Origin of the sequence: Streptomyces rimosus subsp. rimosus (genome assembly GCF_000720725.1) — a bacterium.
Classification (GTDB): domain Bacteria; phylum Actinomycetota; class Actinomycetes; order Streptomycetales; family Streptomycetaceae; genus Streptomyces; species Streptomyces rimosus_A.
The window spans coordinates 1-18,893 of record NZ_JOCQ01000102.1 but is presented as its reverse complement, the minus strand read 5'-3'; the positions used below and the strand labels follow the sequence as shown (position 1 = coordinate 18,893).

The following is an 18,893-nucleotide window of genomic DNA, read 5'->3' as shown; positions in this document are numbered from 1 at the left end:
GAGCCGCACCGCACGACGCCGCCCCCGGCCCCGTGCCGGGGCCGCACGGCAAAGCCCCGGCCCCTTCCCAGGGTGCCGGGGCTTTCCCGTACAGCGGCGGTCGGTGGCCGGCGGTCAGCGCTTGTGCCGGCCCCACCAGTTGTCGAATATGCCGCCCTCGTCACCGCCGTCGTGGTCCCCGCTGGGGGAGCCGCCCATCGTGGTGAGCGTCACCGTCGTGGACCCGGGGTTGGACGGCGTGTTCGGCTGCGGGTCCTGGGTGATCACGCGGGCCTTGTCGTCCTGCGAGCTGCCGTTCGCGAACTGGATGTTCGTGAAGCCGGCGTCCTGCAGGGCCTTCTTGGCGTCCTTGACGGACTGGCCGACGACGGTGGGCACCGGCTTCTGCTCGGCCGCCTTGCCGACGGTCAGCGTGATCGTCGAGCCGTTCCTGGCCTGCGAGTTGCCGCCCGGGGTCTGTGAGATGACCTTGCCGGCCTGGTTCGGGTCGGAGGTCTCCTGCTCGGTCTTCGCGACCTGGAACCCGAGGTCCGTGAGCTGCTTCTGCGCCGCGTTGAAGTCCTGGCCGGTCACCTGCGGCACCGTGGTCGTCGGCGACTTCTTGGCGACCACCAGCGTGATCTTGGACTTCTTGGTGCCCTCGCTCTGCCCCTTGGGGTCCTGGTCGACGACCGTGCCCTCCGGACGGTCGGAGACCCGCTCGGTCTTCTGGACGTCCTGGAAGCCCTTCTTGTTCAGGTCGTCCTTCGCCTTGTCGAAGGTCAGGCCCGTGACGTCGGGGATGGTGACCTTCTCCGGCCCGGTGCACATCGTCACCGACACCGTTCCGTCCTTGGCGACCGTCTGGTCGGCCGCCGGCTGCTGCTTGGTGACCTGGCCCTTCTCGGCGTTCTCGCAGGCGGTGCTGCCGTCCTTGACAACCTTGAAGCCGCCGTTGACGCCGCGCTGCTTGGCCTCTTCGAAGGTCTTGCCCGTCAGGTCCGGCACCTTGAGGTCGTTGTTGGTGTTCTGGCCGGTGAACATCGCCTTGCCGATGAAGATCGCACCGGCCAGGACGAGGATGCCCGCGATGACGAGCAGGATCGTCGAGGTGTGTTTCTTCTTCTGGCCGCCACCGCCGCGGCGCCGGTCGGGCCGCTCGTCGTAGCCGTAGCCGCCGTCGTCCGGGTTCATCGGCGGCAGCATCGAGGTCTGACCGGCCGGGTCCTGCGGGCGCAGCATTGCCGTCGGCTGGTCCTGGTCGTAGCCGACCGCGCCGAGGGCCGCGGTGGCCGCGACGGGCTGCCCGTCGAGGGCCGCCTCGATGTCGGCGCGCATCTCGTCCGCCGACTGGTAGCGGTAGTCGGGGTCCTTGACCAGGGCCTTGAGGACGATGGCGTCCATCTCGGGCGTGATCTCGGGGTCGAAGGCGCTCGGCGGCTGCGGCTCTTCGCGTACGTGCTGGTAGGCGACGGCGACGGGCGAGTCGCCGACGAACGGCGGCCGGACCGTGAGCAGCTCGTAGAGCAGACAGCCGGTCGAGTACAGGTCCGAGCGGGCGTCGACCTGCTCGCCCTTGGCCTGCTCGGGCGAGAGGTACTGCGCCGTGCCGATGACCGCGGCGGTCTGCGTCATCGTCATCCCGGCGTCGCCCATCGCGCGGGCGATGCCGAAGTCCATGACCTTCACCTGGCCGGTGCGGGTCAGCATGACGTTGGCGGGCTTGATGTCGCGGTGGACGATGCCGGCCCGGTGGGAGTACTCCAGCGCCTGGAGCACGCCGATGGTCATCTCCAGCGACCGTTCGGGCAGCAGCTTGCGGCCGGAGTGCAGCAGTTCGCGCAGGGTGGAGCCGTCGACGTACTCCATGACGATGTACGGGATGGAGACGCCGTCGACGTAGTCCTCGCCGGTGTCGTAGACCGCGACGATCGACGGGTGGTTCAGCGAGGCGGCCGACTGGGCCTCACGGCGGAACCGGGCCTGGAAGGACGGGTCGCGGGCGAGGTCCACCCGCAGTGTCTTCACGGCGACGGTGCGGCCCAGGCGGGTGTCATGGGCGAGGTAGACCTCGGCCATGCCGCCGCGGCCGAGCACCGAGCCCAGCTCGTACCGGCCGCCGAGGCGACGCGGCTCTTCCATAAGCTTCTCCAGCCCTCTCCGTCAGTCCCGACCGCACCCGTGTGTGGTCCGGCGGTGTGCTGTTCGGGCATACCGTACCCGGCACGCCGTGCGGGGCCCGGCCGCGACCGGCACCTGATATCCGACCGGTATTGGCGTGACCGGGGTCACTTCTTGCCGTCGAGTACCGCCTCCATGACCTTCTTGGCGATGGGGGCGGCCAGCTTGCCGCCCGCGATGTCGCCGCGGAGCGTGTCCGAGCCCTCGATCACGACGGCGACGGCCACCGGCGTTCCCTTGGAGGTCTTGGCGTAGGAGATGAACCAGGCGTACGGGTTGTCCTTGTTGTTCTCGCCGTGCTGGGCGGTGCCGGTCTTGCCGCCGACGGTGACGCCGTCGATCTGGCCGTTGGTGCCGGTGCCGTTCTTGACGACACCCTCCATCATCTCCTGGAGCTTCTGGGCGTTCTCCGGCTTCAGCGGCCGGCTCATCGCCTCCGGCGTGTGCTGCTGCACGACGTTGAGGTTGGGGGCCACCAGCTGGTCGACCATGTACGGCTTCATCAGCTTGCCGCCGTTGGCGATGGCCGAGGTGATCATGGCCATCTGCAGCGGGGTGGCGCGGTTGGAGGCCTGGCCGATGCCGGCCATCGCGTTCTGCGGCCGGTTGTCGGTGGGGTAGACGCTCTCGGCGGCCCGTACCGGGGTGTCGACCTCGGCGTTGTTGAAGCCGAACTTCTCCGCCTCGGCCTTCATCTTCTTGTTGCCGAGGTCGGCGCTGATCTTGCCGAAGACGGTGTTGCAGGACCAGCGCAGGGCTTCCTTGAGGCTGGCGTTCTCGCAGGGGATGTTGCCCTCGTTGTTCAGCGGCTGGTGCGCGGTGTCCGGCAGGTACCAGGGCAGCGGCGAGTCGGTCTTGGCGTTGATGTCGCTGTAGAGACCGTTCTCCAGCGCGGCGGCGGCGGTGACGACCTTGAACGTCGAGCCCGGCGGGTAGGTCTGGCGCAGCGCCCGGTTGAGCATCGGGTCGTCCGGGTTGTTCTGCTTCAGCAGCCCGTTGTACGCCTTGGCGTCCTTGTCGGACATGCCGGCGAAGGTGGACGGGTCGTACGACGGGGTGCTGGCCAGCGCCAGGATCGCGCCGGTCTCCGGGTTGATCGCGGCGACCGCGCCCTTGCTCTTGCCCAGGCCGTCGTAGGCGGCCTTCTGCGCCTTGGGGTTCAGCGTGGTGACGACGTCGCCGCCCTTTTGCTTGTCGCCGGTGAACATGTCGACCGTACGGCTGAAGAAGAGCTTGTCGTCGGTGCCGGACAGGATGCTGTCGTTGAGCTTCTCCAGCTGGTTGGAGCCGAACGCCTGGGACGCGTAGCCGGTGACCGGCGCCCACATCGCGCCGTCCTTGTAGGTCCGCTTGTACTTGAAGTCGCCGCTGTCGTTGGTGGTCGAGCCGGTGATGGCCTTGCCGCCGACGATGATGTTGCCGCGCGGCTGGCTGTAGCGCTCGATGGCCACCCGCCGGTTGTGCGTGTCGTTCTTCAGCTCGTCGGCCTGAACGAACTGCACCCAGTTGACGCGGATGAGCAGAGAGAGAACCAGCAGGCCGCAGAAGATCGCTACGCGGCGCAGAGGCTTGTTCACGGGCGGACCACCTGGGTCATCTCGGCGTCGGTGGAGGGGGCGGGGGCCGGGGCGGGCCGGCGCGCGGTGTCGCTGATGCGCAGCAGGAGCGCGACCAGGGCCCAGTTCGCGATGACGGAGGAGCCGCCCTGGGCGAGGAAGGGCATGGTCATACCGGTCAGCGGGATCAGGCCGGTGACACCGCCGGCGACGACGAAGACCTGGAGGGCGAACGCGCCGGACAGGCCGACGGCGAGCAGCTTGCCGAACGGGTCGCGGGCGGCCAGCGCCGTACGGATGCCGCGCTCGATGAGCAGGCCGTACAGCAGCAGGATCGCCATCAGGCCGGCGAGGCCGGCCTCCTCGCCGACGGTGGCGAGGATGTAGTCGCTCTTGGGCGCGATGCCGCCGATGAGGCGGGAGTAGCCCTGGCCGAGGCCGGAGCCGAGGATGCCGCCGGAGCCGAAGGAGTACATGGCCTGGGCGGTTTCGGTGACGCCGCCGTTGAGCAGCTCCAGGGGGTTGAGCCAGTTGTGCACACGGGTCTGCACGTGGGACTCGAAGGTGGCCACCGCCACCGCGCCGGCGCCGCTGAGCAGCAGGCCGAAGACGATCCAGCTGGTCCGTTCGGTGGCCACGTACAGCATGACCACGAAGAGGCCGAAGAAGAGCAGGGACGTACCGAGGTCGGTCTCGAAGACCAGGATCATCAGGCTGAGTGCCCAGATGACCAGGATCGGGCCGAGGTCGCGGCCGCGCGGCAGGTACAGGCCCATGAAGCGGCGGCTGGCCAGCGCCAGCGCGTCCCGTTTGACCATCAGGTAGCCCGCGAAGAAGATCGCGATGACGATCTTGGCGAACTCACCCGGCTGCAGTGAACCGACGCCGGGGATGGTGATCCAGATGCGGGCGCCGAACTTCGCCGGGAAGAAGACCGGCGCGATCAGCAGGACCAGCGCGACGACCATCGAGATGTAGGTGTAGCGCTGCAGGACACGGTGGTCCTTGAGGAAGATCAGGACGCCGAGGAACAGGGCGACACCGAGCGTCGACCACATCATCTGCCCGGGGGCCATGGCGCCGCCGAGCTGTTTGGTGGTGATCTGCGGTTCCTGGTCGAGGCGCCAGATGAAGACCAGGCCGAGACCGTTGAGGAGGGTCGCGATGGGCAGCATCAGCGGGTCGGCGTACGGGGCCCACTTGCGTACGACGAGGTGGGTGACGCCGGCCAGCAGGCCGAGGCCGAGGGAGTAGCCCAGGATGCCTGCCGGGACCGAGCCCTCCTTGGCCAGGCCCACGTTGATGTAGGCGAAGACCGGGATGAGCACCGCGAAGACGAGCATGGCCAGCTCGGTGTTGCGGCGGCTCGGGGCACCGATGGTGCCCACGGTGGTCGTGGTGGTGGTACTGCTCATCAGTTCTACGGCCCCCTACGCCCTCACTGCTGGGTGCTGCAATTCTTTTCCAGCTTCTGCTGCTCCTCGGAGGGGGGCGTCTGGCTGGTGGTGGGAGTGGGCGTCGGGGTCGCCGGCTTCCCGGGCTTGCCCTTGTTCTTGCGGGCCTCTTCCTCGGCCTTCCTGCGTTCCTCCGCCGCCTTGCGGTCCGCCGCTTCCCGCTGCTCCTTGGAGCGGCAGGCACCGGCCTGCTTGCCCAGTTCGGTGACCTTGTCGACGGCCTGGTTGCGGTTGTCGACGGCGATGGTCTCCTTGACCTGGTTGCGCTGGTAGACGGGGAGGTACTTGAGTTCGATCTCGGGGTGGTCCTCGTCGACCTTGTTGAGCTTGATCCAGGCGAGGTCCTGGCTGATGCCCTGGTAGAGCGCGACGTGGTCGTCCTTGGCGCCGACGAAGTACTGCGTCTGCGTCCAGCGGTAGCCCGCGTACAGCCCGCCGCCGACGACGGCGAGCGCCAGCACGATGATCAGCGAGCGCTTGATCCATCTGCCGCCGCGGCGTTCCGGCTTGACGAAGTCCTCGTCGGAGAACGCGCCGAACGAGCCCTGTGGCGGCCCCGCGATGTCGATTCCGCTGCCAGGAGGGCCGAAGGCACCGCCCGGCTCGGCCTGCGGCGTGTCGCGGTGACGGCCCAGCTCGGCGGCGCGCGCGGCCGGGGTCTGCAGGGTGCTGGGGTCGTTGAGCTGGTGCTGGTTCTCGGCGACCGCGCCGACGACGACCGGGGTGTCGTTGAGCCGGCCGGCGAGGGTGTCGCTCGCGTCGACGTCCAGGACGTCGGCGACGATGCAGGTGATGTTGTCGGGGCCGCCGCCGCGCAGCGCCAGCTGGATCAGTTCCTGCACGGTCTCGTGCGGGCCCTGGTAGCTGGCGAGGGTGTCTTCGAGGGTCTGGTGGCTGACCACGCCGGACAGGCCGTCGGAGCAGATCAGGTAGCGGTCGCCGGCCCGGACCTCGCGGATCGACAGGTCCGGTTCGACGTGGTCGCCGCTGCCCAGCGCGCGCATCAGCAGGGAGCGCTGCGGGTGGGTGGTGGCTTCCTCCTCGGTGATGCGGCCCTCGTCGACGAGCCGCTGCACCCAGGTGTGGTCCTGCGTGATCTGCGTCAGGACGCCGTCGCGCAGCAGGTACGCGCGGGAGTCGCCGACGTGGACGAGGCCGAGCCGCTGTCCGGTCCACAGCAGGGCGGTCAGGGTGGTGCCCATGCCCTCCAGCTGCGGGTCCTCCTCGACCATGACGCGCAGCTGGTCGTTGGCGCGCTGGACGGCCGTACCGAGGGAGGTGAGGATGTCGGAGCCGGGGACGTCGTCGTCGAGCTGGACGAGGGTGGAGATCACCTCGGAGGAGGCGACCTCGCCGGCGGCCTGGCCGCCCATGCCGTCGGCGATGGCGAGCAGGCGGGGGCCGGCATAGCCGGAGTCCTCGTTGCCCTCCCGGATCATGCCCTTGTGCGATCCGGCGGCGAAGCGCAGTGACAGACTCATACGCACCTCGCCCGTCGGCTCGGGGTACATCCGCACGGTGCCCACCCTCCGGTCGGGAGCACGCTCGGGTCCGTCGAGTGGACCGCCGCGGCTCGCTCGCTCCGCTCGCGCTCTTTCATGACGTAGCACTACTTCCGCAGCTCGATGACGGTCTTGCCGATGCGGATCGGGGCTCCCAGCGGAATCGGTGTCGGGGTCGTCAGTCGGGTCCGGTCGAGATACGTGCCGTTGGTGGACCCGAGATCCTCGACGATCCACTGGCCGTCACGGTCCGGGTAGATCCTGGCATGTCGGCTGGAGGCGTAGTCGTCGTCCAGCACGATCGTGGAGTCGTGCGCGCGGCCCAGGGAGATGGTCTGTCCCTGGAGGGCGACGGTCGTACCCGTCAACGTGCCCTCGGAGACCACCAGCTTTGTGGGGGCCCCGCGGCGCTGACGGTTGTTGCCGCGGCCGCCTTCCTGGCGGCGCTGCTGCGGCGGGGCGGCCTGCTGGCGCTGCTGCGCGCGCCCCTCCTGGCCGCCGCGGCGGGCGGCGCCGCGCTGTGTGACGCGCGTGCCGAACAGGTCGCTGCGGATGACCTGGACGGCCACGATGACGAACAGCCACAGTACGGCGAGGAAACCCAACCGCATGACCGTGAGGGTCAGCTCTGACATTGCCCCCGCTTCACCCTTCGGCTTGCCGGTAAACGATGGTGGTACTGCCCACGACGATCCGCGAGCCGTCGCGGAGCGTAGCGCGGGTGGTGTGCTGTCCGTCTACCACGATGCCGTTGGTAGAGCCCAGGTCCTGGACCGTCGGCGGCGTTCCGACGCGGATCTCGCAGTGCCGGCGGGAGACTCCCGGGTCGTCGATGCGTACGTCGGCGTCGGTGCTGCGGCCCAGGACGAGCGTGGGGCGGGAGATCTGGTGGCGGTTGCCGTTGATCTCGATCCAGCGCCGCGTCTGCGCGCTCCGGTCCGCTCCGCCGCGGTTCTGGTACCAGCCTTCGGAGGCCTGACCCGCCGGGGCACCGGCGCCCGGTGCCCCGGCCCGGGACGCGGGCGGCGAGGTCGGCATGGGGGGCGGGCCCACGTGTCCGCCGGGGCCGGACGGGCTGCTCCGGGGCGCGGTGGGGCGCTGTGCCGCGGCGGCGGCACCCGGGTGCTCCTGGGACGTGCTGGACGCGAGGGTGCGGCTGCGGACGCGGTACAGGCCGGTGTCGAGGTCGTCGGCCTTCTCCAGGTGCACCTTGATCGGGCCCATGAAGGTGTAGCGCTGCTGCTTGGCGTAGTCGCGGACCATGCCGGAGAGCTCGTCTCCGAGCTGGCCGCTGTACGGGCTGAGCCGCTCGTAGTCGGGGGTGCTCAGTTCGACGATGAAGTCGTTGGGGACGACCGTGCGGTCGCGGTTCCAGATGGTGGCGTTGTTGTCGCACTCGCGCTGGAGCGCGCCGGCGATCTCAACGGGCTGCACCTCGGACTTGAACACCTTGGCGAAGGTGCCGTTGACGAGACCTTCGAGACGCTGCTCGAAGCGCTTCAGTACTCCCACGGGGCACCTCCTTCCTCAGTCTTCGTCAGGTCGGTCTTCGACAGGGTCGTCCTGATACTGCTTACTGATCGTATCCACGCGCCGGGAAATCGGCTGGTTCCCCTTTCCCGCCGTGAGGACGAGTGTCGCCCCTCACAAGGTTGCTCACGCCTGCTTACGGGTGCGTCACTCCGGTGCCACCGCGATGGGGCCGCGGTGCCGCCGTGGTGCTGCGTGCTGTGTCACCGCACCCGGGCGGGCCGTGGCACCGCGATGGCTTCGCGATGTGACCGCGCCGGCGTTGCGATGGCACTGCGATCGTAGATGTGCCCCACTCACAGTGTCCCGCAACCGCCGGGTTCACCGACCGGGCGGGGCAGCGGGCGCGGCGGCGGAAAACGGGCCGGGCCGGCCGGGCCGTCGCGGCGCCGTGACGGGTGGGCCGGCCGGCGGGGCCGGAGGTCACGGTCGAAGGACCGGCAGGTGGGGTGCCGGGTTCGCGGGCGGGCCCGCCGTGCGGCGTCGGGAGCGGGCCGCGGAGAACGGATGTGATTGCACCCCGGACAGCGTGCTAATGTTCTGGGTGTCGGAAGGCGACAGCACAAGACCCGGACGGAACAGCCCGGATCACGTGAGAGAATCTGACGACACACCCAATGCGCGGGTGGCGGAATAGGCAGACGCGCTGGATTCAGGTTCCAGTGCCCGAAAGGGCGTGGGGGTTCAACTCCCCCCTCGCGCACAGATGAGACCCCCGGTCCGGGATTCCCGGACCGGGGGTCTTTCGTTGTACGTGGCCCCGTCTTTCGTTGTGCGTGGCCCCGTCGTTCCGCGGTGCGGCCGGCCCGCCGCTCATTGTCCGAAAAGCGCTGATGAGGGCTACGTCACATCGGTGACGGCCGTGCTGAAGGCGCGGGTGCGCGCGGTCTCGCGGTCCTGGTGCCAGACGAGGCCGAGTGCGGAGTCCGGCAGCCCGTCGACCGGTACGAAAGTGATGTCGCGGCGGCCGTGGTAGTCCGCCGTGGGCCGGCAGAGCAGCATCGCGCCGCGGCCGGCCGCGGCCAGGGTCAGGCCCTCCTGGAGGGTGCGGACGGCGGGCCCGGGCGGGATGGGGCGGCCGCCGGGGGTGCTGATGGGGGCCTGGGCGTACCGCCAGTAGTCGGGGGCCGGGCCTTCGACGGCGATGAGGGGGCCGTCGGCCAGGTCCTCGGCGTCGAGGCGCGTACGGGACGCGAAGGGGTGGCGTACGGATACGGCGAGCGTCTGCTGCTGCTCGGAGAAGACCGGCCCCAGTACGAGGCCTGGTTCTTCGACGGGCAGCAGGACGACGGCGGCGTCGACCTCGTCGCGGCGCAGCGGGCCGAAGGGATCTTGGAGGGGGATTTCGACGATCTCCGTGGCGCAGCCGGGGTGGCGGGCGTGGAACGTGTCGATGGCCTCCATGATCCGGTCGTCGGCGGTGCCCTGAAAGCCGATGCGCAACCGGCCCTTGATGCCGCGGGCGGCGGCCACGGTGGCGTCGACCGTGCCGCGCAGCGCTTCGTAGGCGGGGCGCAGGGCAGCGAGGAAGTCGGTACCGAGCGGGGTGAGGCGGACCCGGCGGCTGGAGCGTTCCACGAGGCGGGCGCCGACACGGCGTTCCAGGGCGCGCAGGAGCTGGCTGACGCGGCTCTGGGAGACGTACAGGCGCGCGCCGGCGCGGCCGAAGTGCAGTTCCTCGGCGAGGACGAGGAAGCACTCCAGTTCACGGATCTCCAGGCCGCCGGGAGCGGTGGGCAGGGTGTCGCACCGGGCGGGTGGGGTACTCCGGGTACTCCGGGATCGATGAGCCACGCTCATGGAAGCGTGAGCTGTTCGCCGTTGTTCCCGCGGGCGGCTGCGCATTGGCTGGGGTGCATGACGACGATCGAGGAAACGACGGGCCGCGACGGCGGGTTGCGGCGGGGCAGGGGCGCGGGCTGGGCCGCGGTGGGAGCGCTGGCGGCTGCCACGTTCACGGTGGTGACGTCGGAGATGCTGCCGGTGGGGCTGCTGACGCCCATGGGGGGCGCGCTGGGGGTGACGGACGGTACGGCGGGGCTGACGCTCACCGTGACCGGTGTGGTCGCGGCGGTGGGGGCGCCGGTGCTCACGCTGGCGGTGGGCCGGGCGGACCGGCGGCGGGTGCTGTGCGGGCTGCTGGCGATGCTGGCGGCGGCCAATCTGCTGGCCGCCTGGGCGCCGGGTTTCGGGGTGATGCTGGTGGCCCGGGTGCTGGTCGGGGCGGGGATGGGCGGGGTGTGGGCGCTCGCGGCGGGGCTGGCGGTGCGGCTGGTGGCGGCGCGGTCGGTGGCCGCGGCGACATCGTTGATCTTCAGTGGGGTGGCGGTCGCGTCGGTGCTCGGGGTGCCGGCGGGGACCCTGATCGGGCAACTCGGCGGCTGGCGGGCCGCGTTCGCCGCGGTGGCCGCGCTGTCGGCGCTGGTCGCGGTGGCGCTGGCGGTCCTGCTGCCGCCGCTGCCGGCGGAGGGTGCGGTACGGCTGGACGGGGTGCTGCGGCTGTTCCGGGACGCGCGGGTGCGGACGGGGCTGATCGTGGTGGCGTTGTTGGTGGGCGGGCACTTCGCGGCGTACACGTATGTGCGGCCGGTGCTGGAGGAGGTGTCCGGGGTCGGTCCCGGGGTGATCAGCACGCTGCTTCTCGTGTACGGGGTGGCCGGGGTGGCCGGGAACTTCGTGGGCGGTGCGGGGGCGGGGCGGTCGCCGCGCGGCACGTTGCTGGTGATCAGCGGGGTGCTGGCCGGGGCGGTGCTTCTGGTGCCCCTGCTGGGGGTGGGTGTGCCGGGTGCGGTGGCGCTGCTGGCGGTGTGGGGGCTGGCGTACGGAGGGGTGTCGGTCAGTACGCAGACGTGGCTGATGGCGGTGGCGCCGCGGGCGCGGGAGGCGGCGTCGGCGCTGTTCGTGGGGGTGTTCAACGCGGCGATCGCGCTGGGCGCGTTCGGCGGGGGCCGGGCCGTGGACGGCTGGGGGCTCACCGGGGTGCTGTGGCTCGGGGGCGCGCTGGCCGCGGGGGCGCTGGTGGCGGTCGCGTGCCGGCCGGGGGCCGGGGGCGGCGTCGCGATGAGGAGCGGGTGAGGAGCGTCACGGGCCTGCGGAATCAGCGACTTTCGTTGCTGCGGCGAGCGACGAACGATGACTGTGCCGGCCGGTGGGGCTTTCCTACGCTCAGTACGTGAACATCACGGGGAAGGCACAGGTGGCGGCCCGGGGAGCGGCGGTCCGCGGCGCGGAGGTCCGGGCGGCCGGCGGGCGGGCGTGGCGGCGCCTGGTCCGCCGGGAGCAGTGGCCGCCGTACCGCGTCTTCGGCGAACTGCTGCTGGCCCTGCTGCTGGGGCTGATCGCGCTCGGCGCGGAGGAGATCGCCGGCAGCGGCGAGGTCCGTACGTGGCTGGTGACGGTGGCGGTGATGCTGCTCGCGCCGCTGCGGCGCGCCCTGCCCGGTGCGGTGCTGATCCTCGCGGCCTCGCTGAGCTGGCTGTTCATGGGGATATCGGCGCTGCTGATCGTGGCGGGCTGGTCGGCCGGTCGGCGGATCGCGGGCAGTGCGCGGGCGCTGGTGGTGTTCGCGGCGGCGCTCGTGCTGAGCATGGCGGTGCCTTTGGTGCAGGACCTTCCACGGGTGTCGCCGGAGAAGCTGATGGTCCTGGCGGTGTCCTTCCTGGCGATAGTGGCCATGCCCGGGATAGCGAGCCGGTACTGGTCCCAGCACCGCACCCTGGTGGACACGCTGCACGCCCAGCGCACGCAGCTCCTGCGGGAGAACGCGATGATCGCCCGCCAGACGCAGCTGCGGGAGCGGCAGCGCATCGCGCAGGACATGCACGACAGCCTGGGCCATCAGCTCACCCTGATCGCCGTGCACACGGGTGCGCTGGAGGTGGACTCCGAACTCAACGCGCAGCAGCGGGAGGCGGTCGGTGTGCTGCGCGGTGCCTCGGTGGCGGCGATGCGGGAGCTGCGCGAGGTGGTCGGCCTGCTCAGGGACGAGACGGAGGACGCGGCGGCGGTGCGTCCGGCGATCGGTGCCGGTACGGCTCCGGATGCGGGGCAGCGCGGCGTGGCCCAGGTGGACGGGCTGGTCGAGGCGTCGCGCGGCGCGGGGGCGCGAATATCCGTCGCCCGCTCCGGGGATCCGCTGGCGCTGGCCCCGGCCGTCGACCGGGCCGCGTACCGCATCGTGCAGGAGGGGCTGACCAATGCGCACAAGCACGCCGCGGGCGCGCCGGTGACGGTGGCGCTGCGGTACGAACCGGATTCGCTGCTGGTCGAGGTGGTCAACGGGCCGGTGCCGCCGGGTTCGGCCGCCGGGCCCGAGGTCAGTGGCGGGCAGGGGCTGACGGGGTTGCGGGAGCGGGCCCGGCTGGTCGGCGGCATGGTGCACAGCGGGCCGCTGCCGGACGGTGGTTTCCGGCTCGCCGGGGTCCTGCCGTACGGGCCGGTGACGGTGGGCGCGACCGTGGCGGAGCCGGTACTGCCGTCGGCGTCGATGGCACCGGACCGGTCGGCCGGGCCCGGCGCCGGGGCTGCGGAGCCGGTCCATTCGCGCCCCGCGGTGCGTGTCGGCAAGGACGGTCGGCCGGTCATCGACTGGTCCCGGGTGTATGCGGCTCCGGACACGGCGATGTTCCGCGGGGAGGCGCGGCGCAGGGGGTTCGCCGTGGGGTGCGGCCTGGCGGCGGGTGTGGTCGTGGCCGTGGGGGTGCTGGCGGCGTGGGGGATGGTGGAGCTGTTCAAGGCGCTGGAGGACGGTTCGGTCTCGCCGACCACGTACGAGCAGCTGCGGATCGGCCGGCCGGAGGCCGAGGTGCGCGAGCAGTTGCCGCCGGGGTCGTTCGTGAACAGCGGCCTGAACGCCCAGGGGCCCGCGAAGCCGGCGGGCGCGCGCTGCGAGACGTTCGCGTCCACGGAGCCGTCGGCGGACTGGGACGAGGAGCAGGCGTTCCGGTTCTGTTTCAAGGACGGGAAGCTGGTGGAGAAGCGGACCTTCGTGGGGAAGTCCTGAGGGCGGCCGGACGGACCGGCGCGGGAACGGGGGGATGATGGCGCTGTCCGTGGGAACAGCCGACCGAGCCGGTGCGGGAGTACGAGTGATCAGGGTGATCGTCGCCGATGACGAGCCGCTCATCCGGGCCGGTATCCGGATGATCCTCACCTCGGCCGGGGACATCTCGGTGGTGGCGGAGGCGGGGAACGGCAAGGAGGCGGTCGAGGCCGCACGCGGTCATGGCGCGGACGTGGTGCTGCTGGACATCCAGATGCCGGTGATGGACGGCTTGACCGCGCTGGCCGAACTGCGCCGCGCGGCACCCTCCGTACGGGCCCTGATCCTGACGACGTTCGGCGAGCGGGACAACGTCCTGCGTGCGATGGGCGAGGGCAGCGCGGGCTTCCTGCTGAAGGACTCCGCGCCGGACGAGCTGATCCGCGCGGTGCGTGCCGCGGCCGAAGGCCATGCCTACATGTCCCCGGTGGCGACGCGGCACGTGGCCGATTCGCTGGTGGCGCGTGGCAGCGACCTCGGCGGGGAGAGCGCCGCGGCCCGTACGGCACGGCGCGCGGAGGAGGCCGGACAGCGGCTCTCGGTCCTGACGGAACGGGAGATGGAGGTGCTGTCGCTGCTCGGCGAGGGACTGTCGAACGCCGACGCGGGCGAGCGCATCCACATGAGCGAGGCGACGGTGAAGACGTACGTCAGCCGCATCCTGGCCAAGCTGGGGTGCGAGAACAGGGTGCAGGCGGCGCTGTTGGCCCGGGATGCGGGGTTGGGGGGTTAGGGCAGCGGCGGGTCGGCTTGGGGTGGGGTGAAGCGGGGCCGGGTTGGGCGCGGGCGGAGCTGCGTTGAGCCGGGCTGCGCGTGGTGCCGGGCCGTGCGTAATGCCGGGCCGGACCGGGGCCGTGGGCTCGGGCATCGGACGCCGGGCGCCGGGCACCGGACGTTGGGCGCCGGATGGTGGGCGTCGGGTGGTGGGTGGTTCGAGGCCGGTGTGCCAGAGGGCCCGGCCTGTTCGGGCCGGGCCGTGGGGTGCGGGGCCGTCAGGCGGCGAGGCGTTCGGCGAGGGCCTTGGCCTTCTCGGCGGCTTCCTGGAAGGCCTGATCGCGGGAGGCCTCGTACAGCGGTATGAGTTCCGACATCGCGGGGTTGGTGGGCGCCATCGTCAGCTCGGGGACGATGAAGTCGACCTCCATGGCGAGCAGGGTGCCCAGCACGGCCTGCAGGTAGGTCTCGACGTAGTCGAGTCCCTCGCGGGGCGTGCCCGGCTTGTACGAGCCGCCGCGGCTGGCGACGACGGTGACCGGCTTGCCCTTCAGGGACGACTCCTCACCGGCGGTGCGGCCCATGATGATGATGTGGTCCAGCCACGCCTTCAGCGTGGACGGGATCGTGATGTTGTACATCGGGGCGCCGATGAGAACGGCGTCCGCCTTCTCCAGCTCCTCGACCAGTTCGAGACGGCGCGCGAACGCGGCCCGCTGCTCGGGGGTGTGGGCGTCCGCGTCGGCGAAAGCGGCGGAGAATCCGGCGGCGTCCAGGTGGGGCAGCGGGTCCGCGGCGAGGTCGCGGTAGATGACGGTGCCGCCGGGGTGCGCCTCCTCCCAGGCCTCGCGGAAGGCGGCGGTCACCGCGCGGGAAGCGGATCCATCGGTGGTGAACAGGGAGGAATCGAGGTGCAGAAGCGTGGCCATGGGGCGGTCCTTCGTTCGCGGCCGAAGCGCGGCCTGAGGAAGAGTTCCGTGCGTTCCTATGTTTAACACAGTAGCTTACTTTTCCGCAGTACCCAACGGTAAGGCAGTACGCTGGTCACATGGCGGATCACGGCGAAGGGGCCTGCAGGCAGGTCGACACCGGTATGGCGCGGGTCTTCGGGCTGCTCGGCAAGCGGTGGACCGGTCTGATCGTGTCCGTCCTGATGGAGGGGCCGGTGTTCTTCGCCGAGCTGCGGCGCGCGGTGCCCGGCATCAGCGAGCGCATGCTCTCGGACCGGCTCACGGAGCTGGCCGCGGCCGGTCTGGTCGTCCGGGAGGTCGACGGAGGCCCGCCGCTGCGTGTCTCGTACCGGCTGACCGAGGCGGGCCGGGCGCTGGAGCCCGCGCTCAAGGAGCTGGGCCGGTGGGCGGAGACGTATCTCGCGGAAGGCGGGAAGTGTCCGGCGCGCTTCCGGGAGTGAGGCGGTAGGGCGTACGGCGCGCGGGGGCGCGCCGGGTGCCCGAGGTGTGTGAGGCCTGGTGGTGGACGGCCTCTGCCGTGGCGTGATCGGACCTCAGTCATGGCATGTACGGGCCTCTGCCGTGGCGCGTCCGGACCTTAGCCGTGGCGTGCCTGGGCGGCGTTGTAGCGCAGCAGGTAGTCCGCGAAGCGGTCCAGGTCCTCCTCGTCCCAGTCGGCGAGCCGTTCGTGGAACGCCTGGCGGCGGCTGGCGGTCACGTTCGCCAGAGTCTGCGCGCCCTTGGCCGTGGGGTGCAGCACCTGGACGCGGTGGTCGTCCGGATCGACGCGGCGCTCGACGAAGCCGAGCTTTTCCAGGGCGGAGATCTGCCGGCTGACCGTGGACTTGTCCAGCAGGTAGTGGGCGGCGAGGTCGGTCGCGCGGCATCCCTGCTGGTCGTCGAGGTGCGCCAGCAGCGTGTACGAGACGAGCGACAGCTCGGGGTGCATGCGGGCGGCGGTGGCGCGGGCCCGGCGGGCGAACGCGGTCATCTCCTGCTGGATGGTCTCGACGGATGCGTCTCTGCGAGCCACGTGCTTGCCTTTCGTTGAAGTAGTTGTATAGTACAACGTGGAATGAGAGTTGTATAAGCCAACTACTCGATGCTGAGCGACTAGCTTGAGAAGGCACGACGCATGAGTTCGGTCCGACGTCCCGACCACCACCGCCCTGATCACCGAGCCGATCTGCGGCACGTCCTCACCCACCTGATCACCCCGCTGCTGATGTGCATCGGGATGGGTCTGGCCTACCTGGGCGCGTTCGCGCACCCCGAGCCGAATCACCTGCCGGTCGCGGTGGTCGGCTCCGGCTCCCAGGCGCAGGTGCTCGCCCAGTCGATGAACGACAAGGCCCACGGTGGCTTGGACGTACGCACCGTCGGCAGCCGGGCCGAGGCCGTGGACCAGCTCAAGCACCAGGACATCTTCGGCGCGTACGTGATGGACACGCACGCTTCCGGCGACGGCGCGACCACCGCGAAGAGCGGCGGCGCCCCGGCCGCGAAGGCGGGCGGTGCTCCGGCGTCCGCCACCGGTGCTTCGGCGTCCGCCACCGCGGCCAAGGCCGGCGGGGCCAGGCCGGCGCCCGAGCTGGTGGTCGCCACGGCCGGGTCCGACACCACGGCGTCCGTGGTGCAGAAGATCTTCACGCCCATCGCGGCCCAGCAGGGCGTGCCGCTCAAGGTCACCGATGTCGCGCCGCCCGCCGAGGACGACCCGACGGCCCAGGGGCTGTTCTTCCTGATGGTCGCGATCAGCATCGGCTCGTACGCGTCGGTCGCGGTGATCGGCGGTGCCGGCGCCGTGCTGCCGATCCGGATGCGCGCGATGCTGGCGGTCGGCACCTCGTTCGTGGTCAGCATCCTCGGGACGCTGTTCGCCGGGCCGGTCTTCCACCTCGTCGACCACGGCCTGTGGGGCCTGTGGAGCATGGCCTGGCTGTACTCGGCGGGCATCCTGCTGATCGGCACCGGGCTGCACACGTTCCTCAAGCGCTGGACCACGCTGGGCGTGATGGCGCTGTTCGTGATGCTCAACTTCACCTCGGCGGGCGGTGTGTTCCGCCCCGAGCTGCAGAACGGATTCTTCGCCTCCCTGCATGCGTTCTGGAACGGCGCCGGGTTCGTGGAGGGCGTCCGCAGCCACGTCTACTTCAACGGCAACGGGCTCGCCGGGCACGTCTGGACGCTGGTGCTGTGGCTGGTCGTGGGCTGCGTGATGGTCGGTGTGGCGGCCCTGGCCGAGGCACGCCGACGGCGCGCGGCCGAGAGCGCGGCCGCGAACGCGACGGCCGTGGCGGCCGCCGCGGTGGCGGCGACGGTGCCGGAACGCCGTCCGGCCCACGCCGCGACCAGCGCGAACGCCGACAGCTCGGCAGCCGTCGAGGAGGAGATGGAAGAGGCGGTCGGCGTCTGAGCCGAGGGCGTTCAGGACGGAGCCCCGGCTTTTCCACAGCCCCCTCACACCCCATCACGGAGAGTTATCCACAGGCCCTGCCGCGAGGCGGGGCCTGTCTGTACCGTCGTGCACACGCGGCGGAGACAGCGCCCCGGAGACCGGCCCGGTCGAGGGATTCTGTCGGCGTTCCGACGCGGCCGGGCGACGGGTCCGGGAACGGTGCACGGAACGAAGGGGGAGGTGGCACGCGATGTCGCGGTTGCCGTACGTACCGGGATTCGCCGAGCCCAAGGAGCGGGGGGCCTCGCCGAAGGCGTTCGGCAAGGCGCTCCGGGAGCGGGCACCACGCTCCGCGCAGGGCCGGTTCACACCCGACGCCGGACGGCCGGACGCGGTGACGACGGTCGAGGAGTCCAACGCCGGCCGTCTCCCGGAGCTGGTGCCGATACGGGTCGGGCGGATGGCGGCCAGCCCCTTCGCCTTCCTGCGCGGCTCCGCGGGCCTGATGGCGTACGACCTCATGAACAGCCCCGTGACCGGTATCGGCGCGCAGATATGCGGCGACGCGCACGCGGGCAACTTCGGTCTCTACGGCGATGCCCGCGGCAAGCTGGTGATGGATCTCAACGACTTCGACGAGACCTTGTACGGGCCCTGGGAGTGGGACCTGAAACGGCTCGCGGCCTCACTGGTGCTGGCCGGCCGGGAGGCCGGGGCCGGTGAGGAGCAGTGCCGGGAGGCGGCCCTGGACGCGGTCGGTACGTACCGGCGCACGATGCGGCTGCTGGCGGGCATGCCGGCCGCCGACGCCTGGAACGCGATAGCCGACGAGCAGCTGGTTTCGTACGCCGACGCCCGTGACCTGCTGGGCACGCTGGAGCGGGTGGTGGCCAAGGCCCGTAAGAACACGAGCGCGCGCTTCGCGGCGAAGTCGACCGAGCGAATACCCGAGGGCGGCAAGCGGTTCGTGGACGCCCCACCCGTACTGCGCCGCATACCGGACGCGGAGGCCGCCGCGGTCGCCGCCTCGCTCACCGGCTACCTGGACACCCTGCCGGAGGACCGGCTCCCGCTCATGGCCAGGTACGAGGTGCAGGACGTGGCGTTCCGGGTGGTGGGCACGGGAAGCGTTGGCCTGCGCTCCTACGTGGTCCTGCTGCTCGACCACCGCGGCGAGCCCTTGGTGCTCCAGGTGAAGGAGGCACGCAGCTCAGCACTGGCACCGTATGCGGAAAAGGCTGGCTTCCCTGTCCCGCCGGTGGGGCACGAGGGCCGACGCATCGTGCGCGGCCAGCGGCGTATGCAGGTGGTCAGCGACAGCTTGCTGGGGTGGACGACGGTTTATGAGCCGGGGGCGGGCGGCGACGGGGCAGGCGTGGGCCTGGGCATGGACGCCGGCGGCGGGCGTGGGCCCGGAAACGGCGAGCGCGGCACGGAAATCGGCGAGCGTGGCAGGCGGAACGGCACGCGTGGTGTGGGGGAGGCCGCGGGCGATGCGGGGGAGGCCGCGCGTGGTGTGGGGGAGGCCGTGCGGGGTGCGGCGGGTGGTGCTCGTGGTGCGGTGATGGGCGAGCGCGGGGTGCGGAGG

15 protein-coding genes and 1 tRNA gene are annotated in these 18,893 nt (G+C 71.2%); 7 read left to right on the top strand and 9 right to left on the bottom strand.

Going from position 1 to position 18,893, the window contains the following annotated elements:
• Positions 1-114 precede the first annotated feature (114 nt).
• The 6 genes from pknB to IH45_RS0134690 all read right to left on the bottom strand — a co-directional run bounded on the left by pknB (position 115) and on the right by IH45_RS0134690 (position 8,184).
• On the bottom strand, positions 115-2,121 hold the full coding sequence (pknB, locus tag IH45_RS0134715) for a Stk1 family PASTA domain-containing Ser/Thr kinase (RefSeq protein WP_030678009.1): 2,007 nt from the start codon (positions 2,119-2,121) through the stop codon (positions 115-117).
• 146 nt (positions 2,122-2,267) lie between these two features.
• Positions 2,268-3,737: a peptidoglycan D,D-transpeptidase FtsI family protein gene (locus IH45_RS0134710; protein WP_030678004.1), complete on the bottom strand. Its 1,470-nt coding sequence runs from the start codon at positions 3,735-3,737 to the stop codon at positions 2,268-2,270.
• Positions 3,734-5,131 (bottom strand): FtsW/RodA/SpoVE family cell cycle protein, encoded by a 1,398-nt coding sequence (locus tag IH45_RS0134705; RefSeq protein ID WP_030678001.1) that lies wholly within the window; start codon positions 5,129-5,131, stop codon positions 3,734-3,736. Before IH45_RS0134705 ends, IH45_RS0134710 begins: the two co-directional genes overlap by 4 nt.
• Positions 5,132-5,154: 23 nt before the next feature.
• Complete coding sequence (locus IH45_RS0134700) at positions 5,155-6,651, bottom strand: PP2C family protein-serine/threonine phosphatase (protein ID WP_030677998.1); 1,497 nt, start codon at positions 6,649-6,651, stop codon at positions 5,155-5,157.
• A gap of 128 nt (positions 6,652-6,779) precedes the next feature.
• On the bottom strand, positions 6,780-7,307 hold the full coding sequence (locus IH45_RS0134695; protein WP_030677996.1) for an FHA domain-containing protein FhaB/FipA: 528 nt from the start codon (positions 7,305-7,307) through the stop codon (positions 6,780-6,782).
• A 10-nt stretch (positions 7,308-7,317) separates the two neighbouring features.
• Entirely contained in the window at positions 7,318-8,184 is an 867-nt protein-coding gene (locus IH45_RS0134690) for an FhaA domain-containing protein (RefSeq protein WP_030677994.1), read from the bottom strand.
• A gap of 637 nt (positions 8,185-8,821) precedes the next feature.
• Between IH45_RS0134690 and IH45_RS0134685 the strand changes: the two genes are divergently transcribed.
• Positions 8,822-8,905, top strand: a tRNA-Leu gene (locus IH45_RS0134685).
• A gap of 137 nt (positions 8,906-9,042) precedes the next feature.
• Here IH45_RS0134685 and IH45_RS0134680 read toward each other — a convergent pair.
• Positions 9,043-9,942 carry a LysR family transcriptional regulator gene (locus IH45_RS0134680; protein ID WP_030677991.1) on the bottom strand — a complete coding sequence of 300 codons (900 nt, stop codon included), beginning with the start codon at positions 9,940-9,942 and terminating at the stop codon, positions 9,043-9,045.
• Positions 9,943-10,059: 117 nt separating this feature from the next.
• Between IH45_RS0134680 and IH45_RS0134675 the strand changes: the two genes are divergently transcribed.
• The 3 genes from IH45_RS0134675 (at position 10,060) to IH45_RS0134665 (ending at position 13,976) form a co-directional block, all read left to right on the top strand.
• Entirely contained in the window at positions 10,060-11,277 is a 1,218-nt protein-coding gene (locus IH45_RS0134675; RefSeq protein ID WP_050515391.1) for an MFS transporter, read from the top strand.
• Between the two features lie 97 nt (positions 11,278-11,374).
• The gene (locus IH45_RS0134670) at positions 11,375-13,204 is read left to right on the top strand and encodes a sensor histidine kinase (protein WP_234440788.1); all 1,830 of its coding nucleotides are present in this window, start codon (positions 11,375-11,377) and stop codon (positions 13,202-13,204) included.
• A gap of 85 nt (positions 13,205-13,289) precedes the next feature.
• The gene (locus tag IH45_RS0134665) at positions 13,290-13,976 is read left to right on the top strand and encodes a response regulator transcription factor (protein WP_030677984.1); all 687 of its coding nucleotides are present in this window, start codon (positions 13,290-13,292) and stop codon (positions 13,974-13,976) included.
• A gap of 259 nt (positions 13,977-14,235) precedes the next feature.
• Here IH45_RS0134665 and IH45_RS0134660 read toward each other — a convergent pair whose 3' ends face one another.
• Entirely contained in the window at positions 14,236-14,886 is a 651-nt protein-coding gene (locus IH45_RS0134660; protein ID WP_030677982.1) for an FMN-dependent NADH-azoreductase, read from the bottom strand.
• A 119-nt stretch (positions 14,887-15,005) separates the two neighbouring features.
• Between IH45_RS0134660 and IH45_RS0134655 the strand changes: the two genes are divergently transcribed.
• Positions 15,006-15,368 (top strand): winged helix-turn-helix transcriptional regulator, encoded by a 363-nt coding sequence (locus tag IH45_RS0134655; RefSeq protein ID WP_030677968.1) that lies wholly within the window; start codon positions 15,006-15,008, stop codon positions 15,366-15,368.
• Between the two features lie 137 nt (positions 15,369-15,505).
• Here the strand turns inward: IH45_RS0134655 and IH45_RS0134650 are convergent, their stop codons facing one another.
• Positions 15,506-15,940: a MarR family winged helix-turn-helix transcriptional regulator gene (locus IH45_RS0134650; protein ID WP_030677966.1), complete on the bottom strand. Its 435-nt coding sequence runs from the start codon at positions 15,938-15,940 to the stop codon at positions 15,506-15,508.
• A 102-nt stretch (positions 15,941-16,042) separates the two neighbouring features.
• On the opposite strand from IH45_RS0134650, the gene IH45_RS0134645 reads away from it, so the two are divergent.
• Together IH45_RS0134645 and IH45_RS0134640 are read left to right on the top strand one after the other, a co-directional pair.
• Positions 16,043-17,323 carry a membrane protein gene (locus tag IH45_RS0134645; RefSeq protein WP_030677963.1) on the top strand — a complete coding sequence of 427 codons (1,281 nt, stop codon included), beginning with the start codon at positions 16,043-16,045 and terminating at the stop codon, positions 17,321-17,323.
• Between the two features lie 232 nt (positions 17,324-17,555).
• Positions 17,556-18,893, top strand: a 1,338-nt coding sequence (locus IH45_RS0134640; RefSeq protein WP_030677961.1) for a DUF2252 domain-containing protein, incomplete at its 3' end; no start/stop codon positions are given.

Bases quoted from the DNA above. Each gene is read 5' to 3' on its own strand.
- IH45_RS0134655 (WP_030677968.1), top strand. From the start codon at position 15,006: ATGGCGGATCACGGCGAAGGGGCCTGCAGGCAGGTCGACACCGGTATG.
- IH45_RS0134645 (WP_030677963.1), top strand. From the start codon at position 16,043: ATGAGTTCGGTCCGACGTCCCGACCACCACCGCCCTGATCACCGAGCC.
- pknB (WP_030678009.1), bottom strand. From the start codon at position 2,121: ATGGAAGAGCCGCGTCGCCTCGGCGGCCGGTACGAGCTGGGCTCGGTG.
- IH45_RS0134675 (WP_050515391.1), top strand. From the start codon at position 10,060: ATGACGACGATCGAGGAAACGACGGGCCGCGACGGCGGGTTGCGGCGG.
- IH45_RS0134700 (WP_030677998.1), bottom strand. From the start codon at position 6,651: ATGAGTCTGTCACTGCGCTTCGCCGCCGGATCGCACAAGGGCATGATC.
- IH45_RS0134705 (WP_030678001.1), bottom strand. From the start codon at position 5,131: ATGAGCAGTACCACCACCACGACCACCGTGGGCACCATCGGTGCCCCG.
- IH45_RS0134660 (WP_030677982.1), bottom strand. From the start codon at position 14,886: ATGGCCACGCTTCTGCACCTCGATTCCTCCCTGTTCACCACCGATGGA.
- IH45_RS0134695 (WP_030677996.1), bottom strand. From the start codon at position 7,307: ATGTCAGAGCTGACCCTCACGGTCATGCGGTTGGGTTTCCTCGCCGTA.